The 20,405-nt window shown below is 60.9% G+C and carries 20 protein-coding genes; 11 read left to right on the top strand and 9 right to left on the bottom strand.

Annotated elements, in window-relative coordinates; genetic code table 11:
• Nucleotides 1-62 precede the first annotated feature (62 nt).
• The 5 genes from BMZ24_RS07165 to queA are packed head-to-tail and all read right to left on the bottom strand — an operon-like array spanning nt 63 to nt 3,825.
• A complete protein-coding gene (locus tag BMZ24_RS07165) occupies nt 63-626 on the bottom strand; it encodes a 2-oxoacid:acceptor oxidoreductase family protein (RefSeq protein WP_092190702.1) in 564 nt (187 codons plus the stop codon).
• Nucleotides 623-1,384 carry a thiamine pyrophosphate-dependent enzyme gene (locus BMZ24_RS07170; protein WP_092190704.1) on the bottom strand — a complete coding sequence of 254 codons (762 nt, stop codon included), beginning with the start codon at nt 1,382-1,384 and terminating at the stop codon, nt 623-625. Before BMZ24_RS07170 ends, BMZ24_RS07165 begins: the two co-directional genes overlap by 4 nt.
• 2 nt (nt 1,385-1,386) lie before the next feature.
• Nucleotides 1,387-2,448 (bottom strand): 3-methyl-2-oxobutanoate dehydrogenase subunit VorB, encoded by a 1,062-nt coding sequence (locus BMZ24_RS07175; protein ID WP_092190706.1) that lies wholly within the window; start codon nt 2,446-2,448, stop codon nt 1,387-1,389.
• Nucleotides 2,445-2,684, bottom strand: a complete 240-nt coding sequence (locus BMZ24_RS07180; RefSeq protein ID WP_092190708.1) for a 4Fe-4S dicluster domain-containing protein — start codon at nt 2,682-2,684, stop codon at nt 2,445-2,447. The genes BMZ24_RS07175 and BMZ24_RS07180 overlap by 4 nt, the downstream gene beginning before the upstream one ends.
• A 55-nt stretch (nt 2,685-2,739) precedes the next feature.
• Nucleotides 2,740-3,825 (bottom strand): tRNA preQ1(34) S-adenosylmethionine ribosyltransferase-isomerase QueA, encoded by a 1,086-nt coding sequence (gene queA / locus BMZ24_RS07185; protein ID WP_092190709.1) that lies wholly within the window; start codon nt 3,823-3,825, stop codon nt 2,740-2,742.
• 86 nt (nt 3,826-3,911) lie between these two features.
• On the opposite strand from queA, the gene bioA reads away from it, so the two are divergent.
• The 5 genes from bioA (at nt 3,912) to BMZ24_RS07210 (ending at nt 9,654) form a co-directional block, all read left to right on the top strand.
• Nucleotides 3,912-5,195, top strand: coding sequence for an adenosylmethionine--8-amino-7-oxononanoate transaminase (bioA, locus tag BMZ24_RS07190; protein ID WP_092190710.1), 1,284 nt, complete (start codon nt 3,912-3,914; stop codon nt 5,193-5,195).
• 68 nt (nt 5,196-5,263) lie between these two features.
• The gene (locus BMZ24_RS07195; RefSeq protein WP_092190712.1) at nt 5,264-6,706 is read left to right on the top strand and encodes a sodium:proton antiporter; all 1,443 of its coding nucleotides are present in this window, start codon (nt 5,264-5,266) and stop codon (nt 6,704-6,706) included.
• A 43-nt stretch (nt 6,707-6,749) separates the two neighbouring features.
• Nucleotides 6,750-7,214 (top strand): universal stress protein, encoded by a 465-nt coding sequence (locus BMZ24_RS07200; RefSeq protein WP_092190714.1) that lies wholly within the window; start codon nt 6,750-6,752, stop codon nt 7,212-7,214.
• A gap of 490 nt (nt 7,215-7,704) precedes the next feature.
• A complete protein-coding gene (locus BMZ24_RS07205) occupies nt 7,705-9,147 on the top strand; it encodes a sodium:proton antiporter (RefSeq protein WP_092190716.1) in 1,443 nt (480 codons plus the stop codon).
• A gap of 42 nt (nt 9,148-9,189) precedes the next feature.
• Nucleotides 9,190-9,654, top strand: coding sequence for a universal stress protein (locus BMZ24_RS07210; protein WP_092190718.1), 465 nt, complete (start codon nt 9,190-9,192; stop codon nt 9,652-9,654).
• A 57-nt stretch (nt 9,655-9,711) separates the two neighbouring features.
• On the opposite strand, the gene BMZ24_RS07215 is transcribed toward BMZ24_RS07210, so the two are convergent.
• From BMZ24_RS07215 to BMZ24_RS07225, 3 genes are all read right to left on the bottom strand, one after another.
• The gene (locus BMZ24_RS07215) at nt 9,712-11,076 is read right to left on the bottom strand and encodes a sigma-54-dependent transcriptional regulator (protein WP_092190720.1); all 1,365 of its coding nucleotides are present in this window, start codon (nt 11,074-11,076) and stop codon (nt 9,712-9,714) included.
• Nucleotides 11,073-12,767, bottom strand: a complete 1,695-nt coding sequence (locus BMZ24_RS07220; RefSeq protein WP_092190722.1) for a two-component system sensor histidine kinase NtrB — start codon at nt 12,765-12,767, stop codon at nt 11,073-11,075. The genes BMZ24_RS07215 and BMZ24_RS07220 overlap by 4 nt, the downstream gene beginning before the upstream one ends.
• 80 nt (nt 12,768-12,847) lie before the next feature.
• Nucleotides 12,848-13,321, bottom strand: coding sequence for a periplasmic heavy metal sensor (locus tag BMZ24_RS07225; protein WP_092190724.1), 474 nt, complete (start codon nt 13,319-13,321; stop codon nt 12,848-12,850).
• 280 nt (nt 13,322-13,601) lie between these two features.
• Between BMZ24_RS07225 and BMZ24_RS19405 the strand changes: the two genes are divergently transcribed.
• The 4 genes from BMZ24_RS19405 (at nt 13,602) to BMZ24_RS07240 (ending at nt 16,012) form a co-directional block, all read left to right on the top strand.
• Complete coding sequence (locus BMZ24_RS19405; protein ID WP_192623491.1) at nt 13,602-13,769, top strand: hypothetical protein; 168 nt, start codon at nt 13,602-13,604, stop codon at nt 13,767-13,769.
• Nucleotides 13,770-13,854: 85 nt separating this feature from the next.
• Entirely contained in the window at nt 13,855-14,229 is a 375-nt protein-coding gene (locus BMZ24_RS07230; RefSeq protein WP_161949070.1) for a sirohydrochlorin chelatase, read from the top strand.
• Nucleotides 14,230-14,358: 129 nt separating this feature from the next.
• A complete protein-coding gene (locus BMZ24_RS07235; RefSeq protein ID WP_161949071.1) occupies nt 14,359-14,760 on the top strand; it encodes a TraR/DksA family transcriptional regulator in 402 nt (133 codons plus the stop codon).
• Between the two features lie 64 nt (nt 14,761-14,824).
• Entirely contained in the window at nt 14,825-16,012 is a 1,188-nt protein-coding gene (locus BMZ24_RS07240) for a PhoH family protein (RefSeq protein ID WP_092190730.1), read from the top strand.
• Nucleotides 16,013-16,084: 72 nt separating this feature from the next.
• On the opposite strand, the gene BMZ24_RS07245 is transcribed toward BMZ24_RS07240, so the two are convergent.
• A complete protein-coding gene (locus BMZ24_RS07245) occupies nt 16,085-18,496 on the bottom strand; it encodes a glycosyltransferase (protein WP_092190732.1) in 2,412 nt (803 codons plus the stop codon).
• A gap of 217 nt (nt 18,497-18,713) precedes the next feature.
• On the opposite strand from BMZ24_RS07245, the gene BMZ24_RS07250 reads away from it, so the two are divergent.
• Complete coding sequence (locus tag BMZ24_RS07250) at nt 18,714-19,247, top strand: GAK system XXXCH domain-containing protein (protein WP_161949072.1); 534 nt, start codon at nt 18,714-18,716, stop codon at nt 19,245-19,247.
• A 9-nt stretch (nt 19,248-19,256) separates the two neighbouring features.
• Nucleotides 19,257-20,396 (top strand): hypothetical protein, encoded by a 1,140-nt coding sequence (locus tag BMZ24_RS07255; RefSeq protein WP_092190736.1) that lies wholly within the window; start codon nt 19,257-19,259, stop codon nt 20,394-20,396.
• Nucleotides 20,397-20,405 lie beyond the last annotated feature (9 nt).

The raw sequence follows: 20,405 nt of genomic DNA on the forward strand, positions 1-20,405 counted from the left end.
GGACGGTTCAGGTGGAGGATGGGTGCGGAAAAAAATGGGGCCCGCGAGGGCCCCGGGGATCGTTAAGCGTATTGACCGTTGGCGATGACGTAATCCGCGCCGGCCTGAATGGCCGCCGCGTTCTTGGGAATCATGTGGCTGTAGTGCGAGGAGATGACCGAATCGAGACTGTCCTGCACCTGCTTGACCGGCATGATGCCCGTGGCCTGCACGTAGGCGCCGATGGCGACCATGTTGGCCATGCGCGTATTGCCCAGGCCGTCGGCGATCTCGTTGACCGGAACGGCGTAGACCTTGACCCGGTTCTTGTCGGTCTGGGCCGGGTCGATGAGCGAGGAGTTCAGAATCAGGACTCCGCCGTCCTGCAGCTGCGGCTGGAACTTGTCCAGGGACGGGCCGTTCATGATGATCAGGCTCACAGGCGAGCGGATGATGGGCGATCCGATGACGTCATCGGAGACCACGACGGTGCAGTTGGCAGTGCCGCCGCGCATTTCCGGTCCGTATACGGGAATGTAGGTCACGTTGAGCCCTGCGTTCATGCCCGCGTAGGCCAGGAGATTGCCGATGAGCATGACGCCCTGGCCGCCGAATCCGGCGATGATTGCATCCTGGTAAATGCTCATTTCTCCTCCTTTGCCAGCACGTCTTTGAAGTTGCCCAGAGGGAAGTAGGGGATCATTTCCGTTTCAATGCGCTTGTTGGCCTGAAGCGGGGTCATGCGCCAGTTGGTGGGGCAGGTGGCCAGAATTTCCACAAAGGAGAAGCCGGCTTCCTTGGTCTGATACTCGAAGGCTCTGGTCACGGCCTTCCGGGCTTTCTTGATGTTCTTGATGTTGTTGACCGCGACCCGTTCCGCAAAGGCCACGCCGCCCAGGGAGGCGATGATCTCGGTCATGCGGATGGGCATGCCCTCGTTCTCGCTGCAGCGTCCGCCGGGGCAGGTGGTGGTCTTCTGGCCGACCAGGGTGGTGGGGGCCATCTGTCCGCCGGTCATGCCGTACACGGTGTTGTTGACGAAGATCGTGGTGATGTTCTCGCCCCGGTTGGCGCAGTGCATGATCTCGGCCATGCCGATGGAGGCCAGGTCGCCGTCGCCCTGATAGGTGAAGACGATCTTGTCCGGCCGGGCGCGCTTGACGCCTGTGGCCACCGCCGGAGCGCGGCCGTGGGGCGATTCGATGGCGTCCAGGGTGAGGTAGTTGTAAATGAAGACCGAGCAGCCGATGGAACCGACGAGGATGGTCTTGTCGACCAGGCCCAGGTCCGTGATGGCCTCGGCCACCAGACGGTGGGCCGTGCCGTGATGGCAGCCCGGACAGTAATGCGAGGCCCGGTCGGTCAGGACCTCGGGATAGTTGGTGACGCGAATTTCCTGGGTCATGCTTATCCCTCCAGCGCCTTCAGAATGGGTTCTTCGAAATCATCCGGCGTGGGCAGATTGCCGGGCAGCTGGCCATGGAACGCCGAATCGGCCACGGTCCGGATGGAGAGGCGCACGTCTTCCACCATCTGGCCCATGTTGTGCTCGATGGTCAGGAAGCGCTTGCCTTCCTTGGCCAGGTTCAGGAGCACTTCCGAGGGGAAGGGGAAGAGCGTGATGGGCCGCACCAGCCCGACCTTGTGCCCCTGGGCGCGCAGCTTGCGGATCGTGCTCTTGACGATGCGGCCGATGGATCCGAAGGCCACGACGACAAGCTCGGCGTCTTCGGTCAGGAAAAGCTCCTGATCCACTTCGGCCTGCATGGCCTGGTACTTGGCCTGAAGCTTCTGGTTCTGTCCCGCCAGCGCGCCGTCGTCGAGGAAGAGGGATTTCAGAAGGCGCGGATCGCGGTCCTTGGCGCCCTGCAGGCCCCAGTCCTGACCTTCGTTTGGGTCCAGGTTCTCGGGCACCCACGGCACCACAGGCTCCTTCATCTGGCCGATGATGGCGTCGGCCAGCACCAGGACCGGATTTCTGTACTTGAAGGCCAGGTCAAAGGCCTTGATGGTCAGGTCGTAGGCTTCCTGCACCGTGCCCGGCGCCAGGACCAGCAGCTTGTAGTCGCCGTGTCCGCCGCCCTTGACGGACTGGAAGTAGTCGCCCTGGGAGGGGCCGATGTCCCCGAGGCCGGGGCCACCGCGGCTGACGTTGACCAGCACGCCGGGGAGCTCGCTGCCGGCCATGTAGGAAATGGCCTCCTGCTTGAGGGACATGCCGGGGCTCGACGACGAGGTCATGGCCCGGATGCCGCACCCTGCCGCTCCGAGCAGCATGTTGGCCGCGGCCACTTCGCTCTCGGCCTGCACGAACTGTCCGCCGGCCTCGAACATGGCCGTGGACATGAATTCGGGGATGTCGTTCTGGGGGGTGATGGGGTAGCCAAAAAAGCACTTCACCCCGGCGGCCAGGGCACCGCGCGAGATGGCTTCGTTGCCCTTGACGAAGATGCGTTTGGGAGTGCTCATTTTCCTCCTCCTTTGGCCGACTTCGTCGTGTACACGTTGATGGCATAATCCGGACACATCATGGCGCAAAAGGCGCAGCCCTTGCATTCGCTCATCATGTCGGGGGCGATTTCGGTCACCTTGTATCCCTTCTGATTGAATCGACTCGATTGCTGGATGATGCCGGTCGGGCAGACTTCGGTGCAGAGCAGGCAGCCCTTGCAGCGGTCTTCCCGGAACTCGACTCTGCTTGACATGGAATACCTCCACGGGGGGATAGTGTTGATGATCAAGAATTTCCTGTCGGGCGGATCAGCGGATGAGCATGGCGTCGCCGTACGAAAAAAAGCGAAAACCCTGCCGCACCGCGTGGTTGTAGGCATCGATAATCTGTTGCCTGCCCGCGAGTGTGCAGACCATAATGATTAGGGAAGAGCGGGGCAAGTGGAAGTTGGTGATGAGCTGGTCCACGACTTTAAAGCCATAGCCGGGGCGGATGAAGATGTCCGTCCAGCCCTTGTAGGGACCAATTTCCCCCAGGGCCGTGGCCATGCTCTCCAGCGTCCGGGAGGTGGTCGTGCCCACGGCGACGACGGGGCGTCCTTCGCTTTTGGCCGTGGCGATGGCGCGGGCCGTTTCCTCGGACACTTCGGCGTATTCGGCGTGCATGACGTGCTCGCGGATATCGTGCGCGCGCACCGGGCTGAAGGTTCCGTAGCCGACGTAGAGGGTGACTTCGGCCATCCGGATGTCCCGCGCGGCCAGGGCGTCCATGATCGACGGGGTGAAGTGCAGGCCGGCGGTGGGCGCGGCCACGGAGCCGAGCTTGTCTTCCCGGGAGTAGACGGTCTGGTAGCGGGTGCGATCCTCGCTCTTGTCCTTGCGGTGGATGTACGGGGGCAGGGGGATGTGACCCTGCTTCAGGAAATGTTCGGCCAGGTCGCCGGCCCAGCGCATCGAAACCTTCGCCCTGCCGAACTCGCCCTTTTCGAGCACGCGCAGTTCGATGCCCGGGAAAAGGAGCCGGTCCCCCTGGCGCGGTCCCTTTGACGCCTTGAGCAGCCCTTCGACCTCGGCGGTCCTGGTGCCGTCCGCGTTTGCGCCTGGTTCTATGAGCGCCAGGGGCGTGAGCAGCAGGAACTCGACCTTGCCCCCGGACTCCTTGCGTCCGATGAGCCTGGCGGGCAGGACCTTGGTGTTGTTGACCACCAGCAGCGCGCCCGGCGGGAGAAGGTCCGGGATGTCGGCGAACATGGCGTCGCGCACTTCGCCGCTGTCCCGGTCCAGCACCAGCAGCCGGGAGGCCCCGCGCTTTTCGGTCGGGTCCTGGGCTATCTGGGCCTCGGGCAGGTCGAAATCATATGATTGAAGATTGAATTCCGGTGGAATAGCAGTCATGTTTGTCCTCGTGTCCACGTGCTGCTAGCCCAAGCCACGGCGAAGCGCAATTCCTCCGAACAGTGCAAAACCTCACCGGCGAACCCATGACCAACCACATCCTTGATTTTGACCGCGAGCACATCTGGCATCCCTACACCTCGACGACTCATCCCCTGCCCGTGCACGAGGTCGTCTCCGCGCGCGGCGTGCGCCTTCGGCTCGCGGACGGCCGGGAGCTCGTCGACGGCATGGCCTCGTGGTGGGCGGCCATCCATGGTTACAACCATCCCGTTCTGAACGCCGCCGTCACCGACCAGCTCTCCCGCATGGCCCATGTCATGTTCGGCGGCCTGACCCATGCGCCGGCCGTCGAGCTTTGCCGGACCCTGGTCGAGCTGACGCCCGCGCCCCTGACCAAGGTTTTCCTGGCCGATTCCGGCTCGGTGGCCGTCGAGGTCGCCATCAAGATGGCCTACCAGTACTGGATCTGCCGAGGCCGGGAAGGGAAGAACCGCCTTTTGACCATCCGGGGCGGCTACCACGGCGACACGTTTGCGGCCATGAGCGTGTGCGACCCCGTGAACGGAATGCACGAGAGCTTCTCGGGCGTTCTTTCCAGGCACCATTTCGTGCAGCGTCCCCGCTGCCGCTTCGGCGACGAGTGGGACGAAAGCGACATCATCCCTATGCGCGAAACCCTTGAGCGCCATCATGACGAGATCGCGGCCGTGATTCTTGAACCCGTGGTGCAGGGGGCGGGGGGGATGTACTTCTACCATCCCATGTACCTCAAGCGCGTGCGAGAACTCTGTGACGCCTTCGACGTGCTGCTCATCGCCGACGAGATCGCCACGGGTTTCGGGCGCACGGGAAAGCTTTTCGCCTGCGAGCACGCCGGGATCAGCCCGGACATCATGTGCCTGGGCAAGGCCCTGACCGGGGGCTACATGACCCTGGCCGCGACTCTGGCCACGGATCGCGTGGCCGAGGGGGTCTGCTCGGGAGAGCCAGGAGTGTTCATGCACGGCCCGACCTTCATGGGCAACCCTCTGGCCTGCGCCGTGGCAAGGGCGTCCCTGGGCCTGCTTCTTGATAACGATTGGGCCTCGCAAGTGGCGCGGATCGGGCGTTTGCTGACAATCGGCCTTGCCCCGTGTCGAAATTTGTCCTACATTTCGGACGTGCGCATCCTTGGCGCCATCGGAGTGGTGGAGCTCAAGGATCCGGTGCGCATGGCCGAAATTCAGACCGCTTTTGTCGAGGAGGGCGTCTGGGTTCGTCCCTTTGGCCGTTTGGTGTACGTGATGCCGCCATACATCACGGATGACCAGGACCTGGCCTTTTTGACCAAATCCTTGATCAAGGTTGTGGCGGAGCATTTTTGTTGATGCCCCTTAGTCTTGATCACAAACGACCGGCTGCCGCGTTGGCGGCAACACAAGAAGGAGAACATCGGATGCGGAAAAGTTCTGTGTGGTTTTTTTGCCTGGCAGTCATGGGCCTGGGAGTGCTTGGCGTCTTGCCTGAAGTCTGGGCTGCCGGGGGACTGCATCATGCGGCGGACGAAATCGGCAAGCAGATGGGCGTGCTCTGGGTCGTGCCCTTCGCGGGCCTGCTCTTGTCCATCGCCATCATGCCGCTGGCGATCCCTCATTTCTGGCATCACAACTACGGCAAGGTCGCCGCTTTCTGGGGCGCGGCCTTCATCGTGCCATACGCCCTGGTGTACGGTTTCGATCTGGCCGTCTACAATGTGCTGCATGTCCTGTTTCTGGAATACATCTCCTTCATCATCCTGCTCTTTTCCCTTTTCACCATCGCCGGCGGCGTGTGCCTGCGCGGCTCCCTGGTGGGCAAGCCACAGGTCAACGTGATTATCCTGCTGATCGGCACTCTGCTGGCCAGTTGGATGGGCACCACCGGCGCGGCCATGCTGCTCATCCGTCCGCTCATGCGCGCCATCTCGCACCGCAAGTACAAGGTGCACACCATCGTGTTCTTCATCTTCCTGGTCGCCAACATCGGCGGCAGCCTCACGCCCCTGGGCGATCCGCCGCTGTTCCTGGGCTTCCTGAAGGGCGTGTCCTTCTTCTGGACCACGGTGCACATGTTCATCCCGTTTGCTGTGTTGTCGGCCATTCTGCTGGCGCTTTATTTCGTCATCGACACGGTGCTCTTCAACAAGGAAGGTCGCCCCGAGTCTCCCGACGCAGGCCAGGATGGCAAGCTGCGCCTTGAAGGGACCGCCAACCTGCTGCTTCTGGGCGGCGTGGTCGCCGGCGTGCTCATGAGCGGCATGTGGAAGCCCGGCGTTGAAATCACCGTCTATGAAGTCCACGTTGAACTGCAGAACATCCTGCGCGACGTGCTGCTGCTGGCCCTTGCCTTCGTGAGCCTCAAGATCACGGCCCCGGAGATCCGCCGTCGCAACGAGTTTGACTGGGAGCCCATCCGGGAAGTGGCCAAGCTCTTCTCCGGCATCTTCATCTCCATGATCCCGGCCATCTCCATCCTGCGCGCGGGCATGGACGGCGCCCTGAACGGCATCATCTCCATGGTCAAGACCGCCGAGGGCCTCGACAACCACACCATGTACTTCTGGTTGACCGGTTCCCTGTCCGCCTTCCTGGACAACGCCCCGACCTATGTCGTGTTCTTCAATACGGCCGGCGGCGATGCGCAGCGCCTCATGACCGAAGTGGGAACCCTGCTGGCCATTTCAGCAGGCGCGGTTTTCTTCGGGGCGTGCACGTACATCGGCAACGCCCCCAACTTCATGGTCCGGTCCATCGCTGAAACGGGCGGCATCAAGATGCCCAGCTTCTTTGGCTACATGGCCTGGTCCGCAGGCATTCTGGTGCCGTGTTTCGTTCTTATGAACATTCTCTTCTTCCATTAATCAAGACCCTTGAGGCGGGAATATCCGCCGTGGAGATATGACTATGATCAAAGTTGAACGTGTACTCATTCCGGTCGATGGATCGGATTCTTCCAGAAACGCGGCCAAGTATGGCGCGCATCTGGTCAATTCCAAGTACCCCAAGATCTATCTGCTCAATGTATGGGAGCCCATCAACATGACCATCGGCGGCGAAATGGCCGAAAAGCTGCGCGCCAACGCCGAGGCCAAATCCATGGCCGTGCTCGAGGAATACAAGAAACTGCTTGAGCCCTGCGGCATGGACGTGGAACTGATTTCGCGTAGCGGTCGGCCAGACTACGCCATTCTGAACGTTCAGGACGAGCTTGATTGCGACCTCATTGTCATTGGTTCGCGAGGCCTGTCCGTGCTCGAGAACGTGATCATGGGCAGCGTGGTCACCCGCGTGCTCGAAGGCGCGACCTGCCCCGTGCTGGTCACACGTAACCTGCGCCTGAAGTATCTGCAGGACGCTTGCGGGCTGTAATACGACCGGCAACCTCCTCTTCAACATCGAATCAGGACCGGCCCTCATCAAGGGGGCCGGTTTTTTTGTGCGCTCCTGGCGATTCAATCCGAATCTTTTTTGTACGAATTGGTCAATGAAAACAGGACCTCCTTCGCAGGGCGCGCGAGGAAGACGCGGACTGCCCGCTTACATAGACAGGCAGGGGGTTTTGCAGGGGTCTTGCCGCGTGCGGCGATATGGCATATTGACCCGCCGTGCGAAAAATCAGGTCTTTGGCGGTCGCGGCGTGCCGACCGACCGCCTCCGTTTCCGGGCAATCATGTTCCGGACAGGGCCGCAGAGTTCATTATTTCATCTTTTTCGGTGTCCGGAGATGACACGCGTCGGAGACGGGTCTGCTTTTTCGCTTGCAAGGGATAAAGGGGAGAGGCTGGGCGTCTTCGTGGCGCCTTTCATGTCAGCGAACTGGTCGCCACCTCCCGGTGGTGGTCAATAAGGAGAACATCGGATGCGAAAAAGTTCTGTCTGGTTTTTTTGCCTGGCGGTCATCGGGCTGGGGGTTCTTGGCGTCTTGCCGGATGTTTGGGCCTCCGGGGGGGATCTGCACCATGAGGCTGCGGAGATCGGCAAGCATTTGGGCGTGCTTTGGGTGGTTCCCTTTGCGTGCATGCTTCTTTCCATCGCCGTCATGCCTCTGGCCGTGCCGCACTTCTGGCACCATCATTACGGCAAGGTGGCAGCTTTTTGGAGCGTGGCGTTCCTGGTTCCCTTCGCCATCGGCCACGGTTACGAGCTGGCGCTGTATTCCGTGGTGCACACCATCGCCCTGGAGTACGTTTCGTTTCTGATCCTGCTTTTTTCCCTGTTCACCATCGCTGGCGGCGTTTGCCTGCGCGGCTCCCTGGTGGGCAAGCCGGTGGTCAACACGGTCATTCTACTAATCGGCACCCTGCTGGCCAGCTGGATGGGCACCACCGGCGCGGCCATGCTGCTCATCCGTCCGCTCATGCGCGCCATCTCGCACCGCAAGTATAAGGTTCACACCATCGTATTTTTCATCTTTCTGGTCGCCAACATCGGCGGCAGCCTCACGCCCCTGGGCGATCCGCCGCTGTTTCTGGGATTTTTGAAGGGCGTGTCCTTTTTCTGGACCACAAAGCATCTGTTTGTGCCTTTCGTGGTCATGTCGATCATTCTGCTGACGCTTTATTTCGTCATCGACACGGTGCTCTTCAGCAAGGAAGGACGCCCCGAGTCGCCTGATGCGGGCCAGGACGGCAAGCTGCGCCTGGAAGGCACCTTCAACCTGCTCCTGCTGGCCGGCGTGGTCGGCGGCGTGCTCATGAGCGGCATGTGGAAGCCCGAGGGCGGCGTGGTGATCTATCACGTGCATGTCGAGCTGCAGAACATCGCCCGTGACGTGCTGCTGCTGGTTCTGGCCGGGGTGAGTCTCAAGACCACGGCCGCTGAAATCCGCCGCCGCAACGAATTCAACTGGGAGCCCATCGTCGAGGTGGCCAAGCTCTTCGCCGGTATCTTCATCACCATGATTCCGGCCATCGCCATCCTGCGCGCGGGCATGGACGGCGCCTTGTCGGGCCTCATCGCCATGGTCTCCGTGGACGGCGTGGCCAACAACGCCATGTACTTCTGGCTGACCGGCGCACTGTCGAGCTTCCTGGACAACGCTCCGACCTATCTGGTCTTCTTCAACACCGCCGGTGGCGATGCGCAATTCCTGATGGAGCACGTGCACACACTCATGGCGATTTCGGCGGGTGCGGTGTTCATGGGTGCCAATACCTACATCGGCAACGCCCCCAACTTCATGGTCCGGTCCATCGCCGAATCAAGCGGAATCAAGATGCCCAGTTTCTTTGGCTACATGGCCTGGTCCGTGGGTATTCTGGTCCCCTGTTTCGTGCTCATGACCTTCCTTTTCTTCCGTTAATCGCAAGCAAAGAGGCGGCCCTGCCGCCACGGAGATACTGCCATGATAAAGGTTGAACGTGTTTTGATTCCGGTGGATGGTTCCGATTCATCCAGAAACGCGGCCAAATACGGCACGCAGTTGGTCAATTCCAGACACCCCAAGATATATCTGCTCAACGTCTGGGAGCCCGTCACCATGACCATCGGCGGAGACATGGCCGAGAAGTTGCGTGCCAACGCCGAGGCCAGGTCCATGGCGATCCTGGAAGAGTACAAGAAGATGCTGGAGCCCTGCGGCATGGAAGTGGAGCTGATTTCGCGCAGCGGACGTCCCGACTATGTCATCCTGAATGTCCAGGACGAGCTGGACTGCGATCTCATCGTCATCGGTTCGCGCGGATTGTCGGTGCTTGAGAACGTGATCATGGGCAGTGTGGTCACGCGCGTGCTCGAAGGTGCGTCCTGTCCCGTGCTGGTCACGCGCAACTTGCGCGTGAAGTATCTGCGGGATGCCTGCGGCATCTGATCTCTGCATTCATGAGAAGTGAAAAGGCCGGCTCCCCGCGAAGGGGGCCGGCCTTTTTCATCTGGTGGTCAGTCCGTATTTCTTGAGACGGTATTGCAGCGTGCGCCGACTGATTCCGAGCGCCTGGGCCGTGCGCTCGCGGTGTCCGGCGTATTTGCGCAGGGTCTCTTCAAGGGCCTGGCGCTCGGCGGTTTCCAGCGGGCTTTCTCCGGGCTGGACGAACTGCGCCGGGCGGGCGGCCGGGGCGGGAGCCAGCAGGTGATCCGGGAGGTCCCGCAGGTCCAGGATGTCCCCGCGGCAGAGGATGAGCGCGCGTTCCAGGACGTTTTCAAGCTCGCGCACGTTGCCCCGCCATTCATGACGGCCCAGCGCGTCCAGGAATTCCCGGCTGACGGTGCGGATCGGGCGGTTGTTTTTGCGGCCGAGCTTGTCCAGCAGATAGTCGACGAGCAGGGGGATGTCCTCGATGCGTTCGCGCAGGGGCGGAATGCGTATTTCGAGCACATTCAGTCGGTAATAGAGGTCTTCGCGAAATTTGCCTTCGGCGATCATGGCCGGGAGGTCGCGGTTGGTGGCCGCGATGAAGCGCACGTCGATGCTGACCGGGGTCACGCCGCCGAGGGGTTCGACGATGCGTTCCTGCAGGGCACGCAGGATCTTGGCCTGCAAGGTCAGGGGCAGTTCGCCGATTTCATCGAGAAAGAGAGTGCCGCCCCCGGCCAGCTGGAAGCGTCCGGGTTTGTCCTGGGCCGCGCCGGTGAAGGCGCCGCGCACATAGCCGAAAAGTTCGCTTTCGAGCAGGTTCTCGGGCAGGGCCGCGCAGTTGACCTTGACCAGTGGACCCCTGGCGCGCGTGCTCTGCTCGTGCAGCTGCTGGGCGACGAGTTCCTTGCCCGTGCCCGATTCCCCGAGGATGAGCACGTTGGCTTCGCTTGGGCCCACCTGTTCGATGAGCTCGACGACCTTGCGGATTTCCAGGCTGTTGCCGATGATTCTGGTCTCCTGCAACCGGCCGATCTGTTTTTTGAGGTCGCGGTTTTCGCGGGTCAGGCGCACGTGTTCCGCCGCCTTTTTGACCACGGCCAGCAATTCGTCATTGTCCGTGGGCTTGGTCAGATAATCCCAGGCCCCGATCTTCATGGATTCGACGGCGCTGCTGACGTTGCCGAACGCTGTCAGCATGATCACCGGGGTCGTCATCCCTTCCTCGTGCATCTTCTGCAGCACATCAAGGCCGCTCATGCCCGGCATGCGCATGTCCAGAAGGACGACGTCCACGGGCCTGGCGCGCAATGTGGCCAGGCCGGACGAGCCGTTGTCCGCCTCCAGCACCTTGAAGCCCGCGTCGCCGAGGACGACGCGGACCATGAGCCTGTGCGCCGGTTCGTCGTCAATCACGAGGACTGTGGACTGTGAGGTCATGTGCTGCTCCCGGTTTGGTTGGCGGGGAAGAAAAGGGAGACGGTGGTGCCTCCGGTCGCCGGCGTTTCGATCTGGATGCTGCCGCCATGCTCCTGCATGATGGTGTGGACGATGGCCAGGCCAAGGCCGGTGCCCTTGTCCCGGGTGGTGAAGAACGGCTCCAGGGCGTGCTCGCGCTCTTCAGGGCTCATGCCTGTTCCGTTGTCCCGGACGCGAATCCACGTCCCGCTCGCGGCGGGCTCGGACCAGAGTTCGATCAGGCCGCCTTCCTCGGGCAGGGCCTCGACGCTGTTCATGAGCAGGTTGATGATCGCCTGCTTCAGGGCGTCCCGGTCGGCCTGCACGGTTTGGGCATCCGTCCATTGTTCCAGGCGACCGTTTCTGGCGCCTGCATCCATGGACAAGAGAGTATGCACTTCCCGGAAAATCTCTGCAAGGGGCACCTGGGCGAAGCTCAGCTGCCTTGGCCTGGCCAGGAAGAGCAGATCGGTGATGACGCGGTTCAGGCGGTCCGCTTCCTGGACCATGGTCCGTGCATACAGCTCTTCGGGGTCGCGTCCGGCAAGCTTCTTGGCGAAGAACTGGGCGAATCCGCGCAGGGCCGAGAGCGGATTTCGAATCTCGTGGGCCACACCCGCCGCCATGCGGCCGATGGCGGCCAGTTTTTCATTGCGGTGCAGCTCGCGCTCAAGACCGGCCAGTTCCGTACGGTCGCGAATCAGCACGAGGCGCTGCTCCGATCCATCCTTCAACGGGAGTTGCAAAATTTCCAGATGCCGGTCGGCCGTCTTGAGAGTGCTCCAGTCCTGTCCGGGTTGCCTGTCCGGCGTCAGACCCAGATTCGAGAAAATGCCGGAGAGCGGCTGCCCCACGAGGCCGAGTCCGCCCATGAGGCTTGTGGCCGCCGGATTGGCCGCCACGACCGTGCCGTCGGCGGAAAGGGTCAGCAGACCGTCGGGCATGTTGTCCAGCAGACGGGCGTTGAAGGATTCCAGGCGTTGCAGGCGTCTGTGCTGTTCGTTGCGTTGCAGAAATCCCAGGAGCAGAATCCAGAAGACGATGGTCACCGCCAGGATGTACCCGGTCTGCAGGATGGCCGTGCGCTTGTATTTGCCGAAGGCCGCCAGATGGTGGGTCATGTCGACGCCGATGAGCAGGAGCGGCGGCTGCTTGTCCGGCGGACACTGGCCGTCGGGACAGGCGGGAGCGGTGGTCAGGTGCGAGATGCGGCCCAGGACCATGATGGGCTGGCCTTCGAAGTTCATTTCGCCGCTCCATTCCCCGGCGTTGCCGATGCTCGCCCAGGCGATGGTCGGCAGCTGGCCCTGGATCGCCTTTGGATCATTGTGCGAGGAGAGCAGGATGTGCCCGAGGGGGTTGTAGAGGCCGATGAAGCGTGCGTCGGTGCGCTTGATGTAGTCCTGGAGCAGTTCCTTGGCCAGGGTGCGATGGAGGTGCAGAAGCGTGTTGGTGTGTTCGGGGGTCGCGGGCAACTGCAGTTCCCGGCGCAGATTGATTTCGATCCCGGTGGCGATGGCGCGCGCCGTGACCAGGGCGTGCTCGTGAAAGGATTCCTGCTGCTGACGCAGATTGCGCCATGTGGAGAAGCTCAGCGCCAGACCAAGGACAAACACGGCCATGGTGGCCATCATGATGGTGCGATCGCTGCGAGACGGGAGAACGAGTTCCATGGCCTGCCTTTCTCAAGGAAAAGGCAAAGGCCGCAGGGGGTACGGCCTTTGCCCTTTTCAAGGGAGGGAGAGAGAAGGTTTTACATGGTTTGTGCGGCTGGGCATCCGGGAGCGGAGCCGACGCCTGGGGTGGCGCCGCTGGAGTGTGCTCCGCATCCGGACATGCGTCCGCAGCCTCTGCCTGATTCGATGGGAACGGGCTTTCCGGCGATTTCAGTCAACTCCACGCGGTAGTCCGCATTGAGTTTCTCTTTTTTCGCCTGCAGTTCGCTCACTTCGGCCACGGCCTTGTCGATGGCGGCTTTGTCGGTCGGGGTTGCCGCAAACAGGGCTTCCATGGCTTCGTGCTTGGCAAGGAGCTCCTTGTGGAGGGCAAAGAGTTCCTTGTGGTGCTCGTCGGTCACTGCCTGGACTTTCTGTTGCTGTTCGGGGGTCAGGCCGGACATGAAGTCCTGGTAGTGTCCCTGTCCCGGACAGCCGCTCTTGTAGGCCTGGGCTCCGGCTGCGAGGGCCAGGACCAACGAGGCGGCGATTATGAGGTGTTTCAGGTACATTTTAAGGCTCCCTTTGCAATTACATTCTGGAGGTAGTGGAATGTCTTTGGTTGGACCTCACATAGCAGGCGTCGTGCCAAAAGCTTAAGTTGTTTTATTTCAGCTTGTTGAGATTTGTGGTCGTGCGTCCTGCAGGAGATTTGCGTGCCGGTTGCTGCACAAGACGTGTGCATGTGCAATATATTGCATTTTTCCCGGTATTGCCATTGCCGGGGAAAGGATTACCTTGACCTCCATATTTATCGCAAACAGCCTGCTTCAAGGCGTAAGGGAGGTCCGTATGTGCAAGGGCTGCGGATGTTTGAGAGGCAAGACCACCACGACCGTGGTCAAGCATGAGCACGAACACACCCACGGGGATCTGACCCACAGTCATCCCCATGACCATGATCACGACCATGTCCACGACGAGCAGCCTCCAGCGGCTCATGAGGATCACAAGCATTAGTATCGACGGAAGCGCGTCGGTTCAAGGGCCGCCTGCAACAAGTGGGGGGCCTTTTTTCATCTTTACAGGTTTACAGGGAGGGTGCGTGCGTAAAACCGGAATGATCGTGCTTGGGCACGGCAGCAGGCGCAGGGAGGTTTCCTTGCAGTTCACGGCCATGGTGGAGCGGGTCGCGCGGGAAGTCAGCGGCGCGCCGGTCCTGCCGGCCTTTTTTTCCCTGGGCGAACCGACCCTGGCCGACCAGGTGCGTGCCCTTGTCCTGCAGGGCTGCGACAGGATCGTGGTCATGCAGTACTTCCTCTACAACGGGGTGCATATCGAGCAGGACATTCCGGAAATGATCGCCGCCCTGCGGGAGGAATTCCCCGCGATCGAGTTCGTGCTCCAGCCGACCCTGCAGGACGATCCCGCCCTTGAGCGCCTCATAGTTGATCGCCTTTTGGCGGATGCGGGCCGATGACTCTGTCATGAAACCTCCTCGCCTTCGTCTCCGGTACGAAACACGCGGATCCTAGTGTGCTTCAACGGCAAGAAGTTCGAATCCGGGTGTTCCGGGTGGACCGACTTGCCACACACAATGGAGGTATCCATGTCGCGTGTTTGTCATATCCATCAGGACATCGAGATTCGGCTGCGGGAAAAATTCAGGAAGATCGAAAGGGAAAACGAAAGGTTACGGGAATCCATGTGCCAGGACCGGGAGCTTGAGCCGGATCTGGCGGATCAGGCCAGCACCGCTTCCTCCCAGGACTGGAACATGATACGCTACAATCGCAACGTTAAGCTGCTGAGGGACATCACCGTCGCCCTCAAGGCCATCGACAACGATTCCTACGGGATCTGCGAAATGTGCGGAGAGCATATTGCTGACCGCAGGCTCCTGGCCATACCGAGCGCGCTCTTCTGCATAGAGTGCCAGGAGATGATCGACAGGCATCCCGGAGAATTCGGACGCACCGGACTTGGGGACGGGGTTCTGGCAGCAGTCTGATCGGCCGCCCTCTCCCGTCAATGGTCCGGACCGGGGCCACCGGCCCCTAAGGATTGAGCCGTCCATGCAGAAGAATTACGTACTTGATACCAATGTGCTCATTGACAACCCCCAATGCATCCGCGCCCTGCGCAACGGCCAGGAAAACCGGGTCATCCTGCCGTACACCGTTCTGCGAGAGCTGGACAAGCTCAAGCGCGAGCCGCGTGTGGCCCACATCGTGGCCCAGGCCATTGCCGCCCTGCAGGACGACCCGGATGTCCTGTTCCTCCCGCCCCGGACGTTCACGGACGCGGAAAGCAAGAGCGGCGATGACCTGATTCTTGACGAACTCAAAGACAGCGGAGTGGATGCGCCCATCCTGGTCACCAACGACCGCATCCTTCAGCTCAAGGCCCGCATCCACGCCATCGCCAGCGAGGGGTACCGCGATTCAAATCCCTTCCGCTCCGAATCCCAGTCCTACACCGGTTTTGTGCGCGAGGGCGAGCCGCCCATTGCCAACAGCTTCGCCTGGGTTGGCGGACAGCCGTACATGCACGCCACCTCCGGGCCCCGCTTCATCGATTTTCAGCACAACGTCTGGAACGTGCGGCCGCGCAACGTCTATCAGAACCTGGCCCTGGAACTGCTTCTCGACGATGCCGTGAACCTGGTCACCATCCAGTCCGAGGCCGGATACGGCAAGACCTTCCTGGCCTTGGCCGCGGCTCTGTTCATGGCCCTTGAGAAGAAGGACAATCCATACCGCAAGATCTACCTTGTCAAACCCGTCATCGAGATCGGCGCCAAGCTCGGCTATCTGCCCGGCGATCTTGAGGAAAAGATGGCTCCCTACGTGCGCTACATCGGCGATCTGCTCATGAAGCTGCACGACCTGCGCCCGGCCAACCGCATCTTCGCCGACAGCGAGAGCGGCAATTTCAGGTACAATCCCAAACGCTTCGAGATTCTGCCTATCGCCTTCATCCGGGGCATGAACCTTGAGAACGCGGTGGTCATCATCGACGAGATGCAGAACCTTTCGCGCACGGAGACTCGGGCGCTTTTGACCCGCATGGGCGAAAACGTGAAATGCATCTGCCTTGGCGACACGCGCCAGGTCGACAATCCCTATCTGAATGAATCCAACAACGGACTGAACTGGACCGTGAAGATGCTCAAAGGGCTGCCCGGATACGGGCACATCGTCCTCAAGGGCGAACGCTCACGCGGGCCCATCACGGACATGGTCATCAAGACTGGGCTCTGATTTTCCGGGCGCCAACGGCCCGGTCCTTTCCCCACAAATCTTTATACCCCGTCTGCCGCGTGTGAGATTCCCTCACGCGGCAGGCGATGTCGCGTCCTTGTAAAGCTCCCAGGTTGCCAGAAAGGCGGAGCCGAAGCTGCGCTCCTCGGCGAAGCTGCGCGCCGCCTCGCCCATGCGTTTGACCCGGCATGGGTCGCCGCAGAGTTCGATCATGGCCTGCGCCAGGGCCTTTGCGTTCCGTCCGGGAACGATGAGTCCGGTCTTGCCGGGATCGATGTTCTCCATGGGTCCTCCCTTGTCGCTGACGATGATCGGCAGCCCCGAGGCCTGGGCCTCCAGGACCACATTGCCGAAAGTGTCCGTGGTCGATGGAAAGACGAAAAGATCGGCGGAGGCATAGGCCTCGGCCAGGGCCTCGCCGTGCAAGACGCCGGTGAAGAGCGCCGGCAGTCCTGAAAGTTCCTGCTCCATCTCCTCCCGATACGGCCCGTCGCCGACGATGACGAGGCTGACCCCGTGTCCGCTCAATGACTCGTGGGCCGATTTGAAGGCCGCGCAGAGAATGTCCAGATCCTTCTCCTTGGAGACTCTCCCGACGTAGATGAGTTTAAAGTGGTCAACGCCCCGCCAGCGCTTGAAGAAGCCGTTGCGCTTGATTGGATCAAAGCGCGCGGTGTCGACTCCGCGCGGGTACACCCGGATGGCCCCGCGCTCCACGCCGAAGGATGTCAATTCATCGGCGATGGCCTGGGACGGGGCATAAACGACATCCATCTGCTTGTAATACCAGGCCATGTACTTGCGGGTCAGATCTTCAAGGCCTGAATCGCCGGTCAGGGAGGCGACATATTGGGGAAAGGCCGTGTGATAGGTGCCATGGATGGGAATCTGCAGAATTCTGCTTATGGCCAGCGCGGCGAGGCCGACAGGACCGGGCGTGGCGGCCAGGATGAGCTTCGCGTCCGCTTCGAGGGTGTATTCGAGCATGCGCAAAAACGGTGGGTAGGAAACGGAAAGTTCGGGATACTCGGGTATCGCGAAGGTACCGATGGGGTCGAAGACCTGGAGGCCCGGCGCGTTCTCGCCCTGTCCGCAGGTGATCACGGTCATGTTCTTGCCGTGTTCGAGGGCCATGTCCAGCTGCTGGCGGATGGTCCATGAGACGCCGTTCACGTCTTCGAAGGTGTCCGTGAAATGCAGGAGCGCGAGGGGACGGGGCCTGGCCTGTCCGAAAGCGCGGGCGCATTTGCGGCTGAAAGATCTTTCCCGGGCAAAGAGCCCGAAGGACACGAAATAAGGGGCCAGCAGCGCGTACAGCGACCCGGCCGTGCCGATGGTGCTGAAGATGTCGAAGATGTCGGCGCCGAGAGCGCTGGTGAGCAGGCGGTCCAGGAAGGTGGCGATGAGCTTGTCCGAGGCCTGCCCGACGCAGCGGAACCATTCCTGGTCGAGATCCGCCCCCGTCTCGCCCCTGGCGATGGCCGTGAACACGGGGTCGTTCTCGATGATTCGGGTCACCTCCTTCAGGAGCACGGCCTTGATCCCTTCGGCGTCGGCCAGGCGCAGGTAGGTGCTGCTCTTGCGTGTGCCGATGGCCGCGTGCAGACGGGCCAGAAAGCCGTCCCCGGACGTTTCGCTGGCACCGAGCATGCGGTCGGCGAACTGCATGCAGACTAATTTGGAACGCGAGCGCCGGGTCTTGGCGCGGTAGAACTGGTAGGCAATGGCGTACAGATTGCGCGCCAGCGCATGTCCGGTGGCTGCGCGTCCAGACGGCTGGGAGTTCCTGCCGCGCACCGCTTCCAGAAAATCGTCCGGACCGTCCGCCCTGGCCAGGGTGTGCATGCTTGCGATGTTGAGGCTCGAATGATCGTCGGAGCCGCCGATCAGCCCCTTTTCCCAGGGCTTGCGGCCCAGCGGCGCCATTGCGTGCCTGTCTGCCAGGATCTCGATGGTGGATCGGTCCAGATCGGCCAGAATTTTTCGCAGCACCGTGTTCTGCATATCGTCTCGGCAACCGTTCAATTCGAAGATGTCGAAGAGCAGCAGGCTCTGCTCGAAATGGTCGATGTCCAGCTTGTCGTTGACCGCGAACAGGGGATGGGCCAGCGCGTGCACCAGGTTCTCGCTGCGTAGGTAGCCGCACAGGTCATGGACATTTTCCCGAAGGCGCTGGATCTCCACATGCTGGCCTTCCGTGATGTCATAGACCAGGACGTGCAACTTGCAGCGATCCTCGGGGAAATAGGTGGTGACCTCCTCGCTCACGAAGACTCCCGGCAGATGGGCGATCTGCAGCGCCCCGTCGATGACGTTGTGGTCGGTGATGGTCACATAGTCCATGCCCGCGGCCTTGGCCCGCTCGTAAATGAAGGCAGGTTCCGTGAAGCTTTCCGGACAGCCGAGTTTCTGTAGAATCCATTGTGACGGCCTGCTGGAGAACTTGGAATGAACATGCATGTCCGCCTTGCGCTGTGGGATCATATGCGTACCTCGTTGTGGTTTAAGCACGTTATCCCGCATGGACGTCATTTTTGTTACGCGGTCATGACAATTCAATAAAGATATCGAGTTCATGAAAGGCCGGGGTAGGGTTGTCACAAAGCTGTGACGCAAATGTCACAGTATGGGAATTGACTTTATGGCGCTGTTAACAGACAAAATCCGCATTTATATATCACTTTTCACCAAGGAAGCGTGCATGGCCTCGAAACTCAAACACAATTGGCTGCTCTCACGCGCGGAAGCGGCGGATCTGCTTCGCAAACTGGCGGATACCCTGGAGCAGGAGTCCGATGATCTGGCCGAATACGGGATCAGCCTGGCGGAACTTGTCAAATTCAAGGTCAAGGTCGATCTGGGGCATGAGGACGCGCTGGAGGTCAAATTCACGGGCAAGGGCATCAAGGTTTGCGGAGCCGAAGACCCCTGCGGATCGGGAGTCGTGTGCGAGAGCTACTCGAAACTCAAGAAGCGGATGCAGATCTACTTCAAGGCCATGAGGGAAAGCATCGCCAACGGCGAGATGCCTTCGCGGGAGATTGTCTCGGTTTTTCTCTCGGATTCCGAAAGAATGATTTCATATCACGGCTACGGTGACGAATACTATCCTGCGTATGCGGAAATCTGCGAGCGCCTGCGCCTGGCCTTCGACCAGGAAGACCAGGCCGCGATCGCCGCCGTGGTCGAAGAACTGATCCAGTCCAAAAAATCCTGCCACGACCGATACAAATAGGCTTTGCAAATGCGTTCTCTCGATCCCATGAATCCGGCGGCCTGGGACCCGGCCATCACCGAGCAGGATCTCGCTGTTTTCGAGCGCGTGATCAGCACGGATCTCAATGATGAAAAACTGAAGGAACTGGTCTCGCCGTCGCTCACCCTTCCCGTTCAGCAGAGCGTCATGGCCGTGCACTGGCACCCTGAATTCGTGCCCATGCCGGTCATTGAACAACGCGTTCACAACATGTTTCCGGGCATGACCGAGAGCCTGATCATCCCGACTCAGCACAACGAGATCCTCGAATACGGCGATTTCAGCGGCGTGGAGGTGGACTGCTACTCCCACGGTTTCAACCAGAAGGTGCAGCTGTTGCTGCACTTTGCCACGGCCCGTCTGGAGCATGCCCACACGCTGCGCGCCATGCTCCGGCACACCCTGACCTACCGCGCTTCCCAGCTCTTTGATTTCATGCACACCATCACGGCCCCGCTGGAAGACCGCATCGAACAGGCCGCCCGGGAGACCGGGGCCGATCTGGATCTGGTCGAATTCGTGCGCCATCATGTGACCAAGGTGCAGCGCATGGTGGAGGACAACCACGCGCGCCTTCCCCAGGACGCCCTCAAGAACAAGCTGCTGCGTAACTATTTCAACGCGCTGCGCCCCGTGTACGACAGCGAGCTCATCGACCGCATCCAAACGTATCTTTCGGCGGTCAAGGCCATCGTCAAAATCCATTTTTCGCTGCGCTATTTCTACCGCACATCGGAAGTGATCGAGGAGGTCCGCGCCCTTGGCGGCGGGATCATCATCCCGCATCCCGAACAGTTCTGGCCCATCCTCCTGGCCGATTACGACGTGGACGGATACGAGGTCTGGAATCCTCAGTCCCAGCGCTATACGGATTTTCTGATCACGGTCGTGGGCAGGGCCAACGCCTGCGCGGGTCTGTCCCAGCGCCGCAAGCTGGTCTTCATGGGCGACGACACGCACATGGGCGAAAAAGTGAAGGACGTCTCACAGCGCAATTCGGAAAAAGCGAACCGTGAGATCGGGTATCAACCCGCCTGGGACGATCTGGAGATCTCCAAGCGGCTCATCCTTTCGGGCATGAGCCGGGAAATCGTCATCCGGGAATATCGTGAACGCCTGCTGGGCTGAAACAAGGAA

Origin of the sequence: Desulfomicrobium norvegicum, assembly GCF_900114595.1 — a bacterium.
Lineage (GTDB): Bacteria > Desulfobacterota > Desulfovibrionia > Desulfovibrionales > Desulfomicrobiaceae > Desulfomicrobium > Desulfomicrobium macestii.

Excerpts from the sequence above, each read along its gene's own strand:
- BMZ24_RS07245 (WP_092190732.1), bottom strand. The coding sequence starts at position 18,496 with ATGATCCCACAGCGCAAGGCGGACATGCATGTTCATTCCAAGTTCTCC.
- BMZ24_RS07250 (WP_161949072.1), top strand. The coding sequence starts at position 18,714 with ATGGCCTCGAAACTCAAACACAATTGGCTGCTCTCACGCGCGGAAGCG.
- bioA (WP_092190710.1), top strand. The coding sequence starts at position 3,912 with ATGACCAACCACATCCTTGATTTTGACCGCGAGCACATCTGGCATCCC.
- BMZ24_RS07175 (WP_092190706.1), bottom strand. The coding sequence starts at position 2,448 with ATGAGCACTCCCAAACGCATCTTCGTCAAGGGCAACGAAGCCATCTCG.
- BMZ24_RS07180 (WP_092190708.1), bottom strand. The coding sequence starts at position 2,684 with ATGTCAAGCAGAGTCGAGTTCCGGGAAGACCGCTGCAAGGGCTGCCTG.
- BMZ24_RS07165 (WP_092190702.1), bottom strand. The coding sequence starts at position 626 with ATGAGCATTTACCAGGATGCAATCATCGCCGGATTCGGCGGCCAGGGC.
- BMZ24_RS07235 (WP_161949071.1), top strand. The coding sequence starts at position 14,359 with ATGTCGCGTGTTTGTCATATCCATCAGGACATCGAGATTCGGCTGCGG.
- BMZ24_RS07240 (WP_092190730.1), top strand. The coding sequence starts at position 14,825 with ATGCAGAAGAATTACGTACTTGATACCAATGTGCTCATTGACAACCCC.
- BMZ24_RS19405 (WP_192623491.1), top strand. The coding sequence starts at position 13,602 with ATGTGCAAGGGCTGCGGATGTTTGAGAGGCAAGACCACCACGACCGTG.
- BMZ24_RS07195 (WP_092190712.1), top strand. The coding sequence starts at position 5,264 with ATGCGGAAAAGTTCTGTGTGGTTTTTTTGCCTGGCAGTCATGGGCCTG.
- BMZ24_RS07215 (WP_092190720.1), bottom strand. The coding sequence starts at position 11,076 with ATGACCTCACAGTCCACAGTCCTCGTGATTGACGACGAACCGGCGCAC.
- BMZ24_RS07220 (WP_092190722.1), bottom strand. The coding sequence starts at position 12,767 with ATGGAACTCGTTCTCCCGTCTCGCAGCGATCGCACCATCATGATGGCC.
- BMZ24_RS07210 (WP_092190718.1), top strand. The coding sequence starts at position 9,190 with ATGATAAAGGTTGAACGTGTTTTGATTCCGGTGGATGGTTCCGATTCA.
- BMZ24_RS07205 (WP_092190716.1), top strand. The coding sequence starts at position 7,705 with ATGCGAAAAAGTTCTGTCTGGTTTTTTTGCCTGGCGGTCATCGGGCTG.
- BMZ24_RS07225 (WP_092190724.1), bottom strand. The coding sequence starts at position 13,321 with ATGTACCTGAAACACCTCATAATCGCCGCCTCGTTGGTCCTGGCCCTC.
- queA (WP_092190709.1), bottom strand. The coding sequence starts at position 3,825 with ATGACTGCTATTCCACCGGAATTCAATCTTCAATCATATGATTTCGAC.
- BMZ24_RS07200 (WP_092190714.1), top strand. The coding sequence starts at position 6,750 with ATGATCAAAGTTGAACGTGTACTCATTCCGGTCGATGGATCGGATTCT.
- BMZ24_RS07255 (WP_092190736.1), top strand. The coding sequence starts at position 19,257 with ATGCGTTCTCTCGATCCCATGAATCCGGCGGCCTGGGACCCGGCCATC.
- BMZ24_RS07170 (WP_092190704.1), bottom strand. The coding sequence starts at position 1,384 with ATGACCCAGGAAATTCGCGTCACCAACTATCCCGAGGTCCTGACCGAC.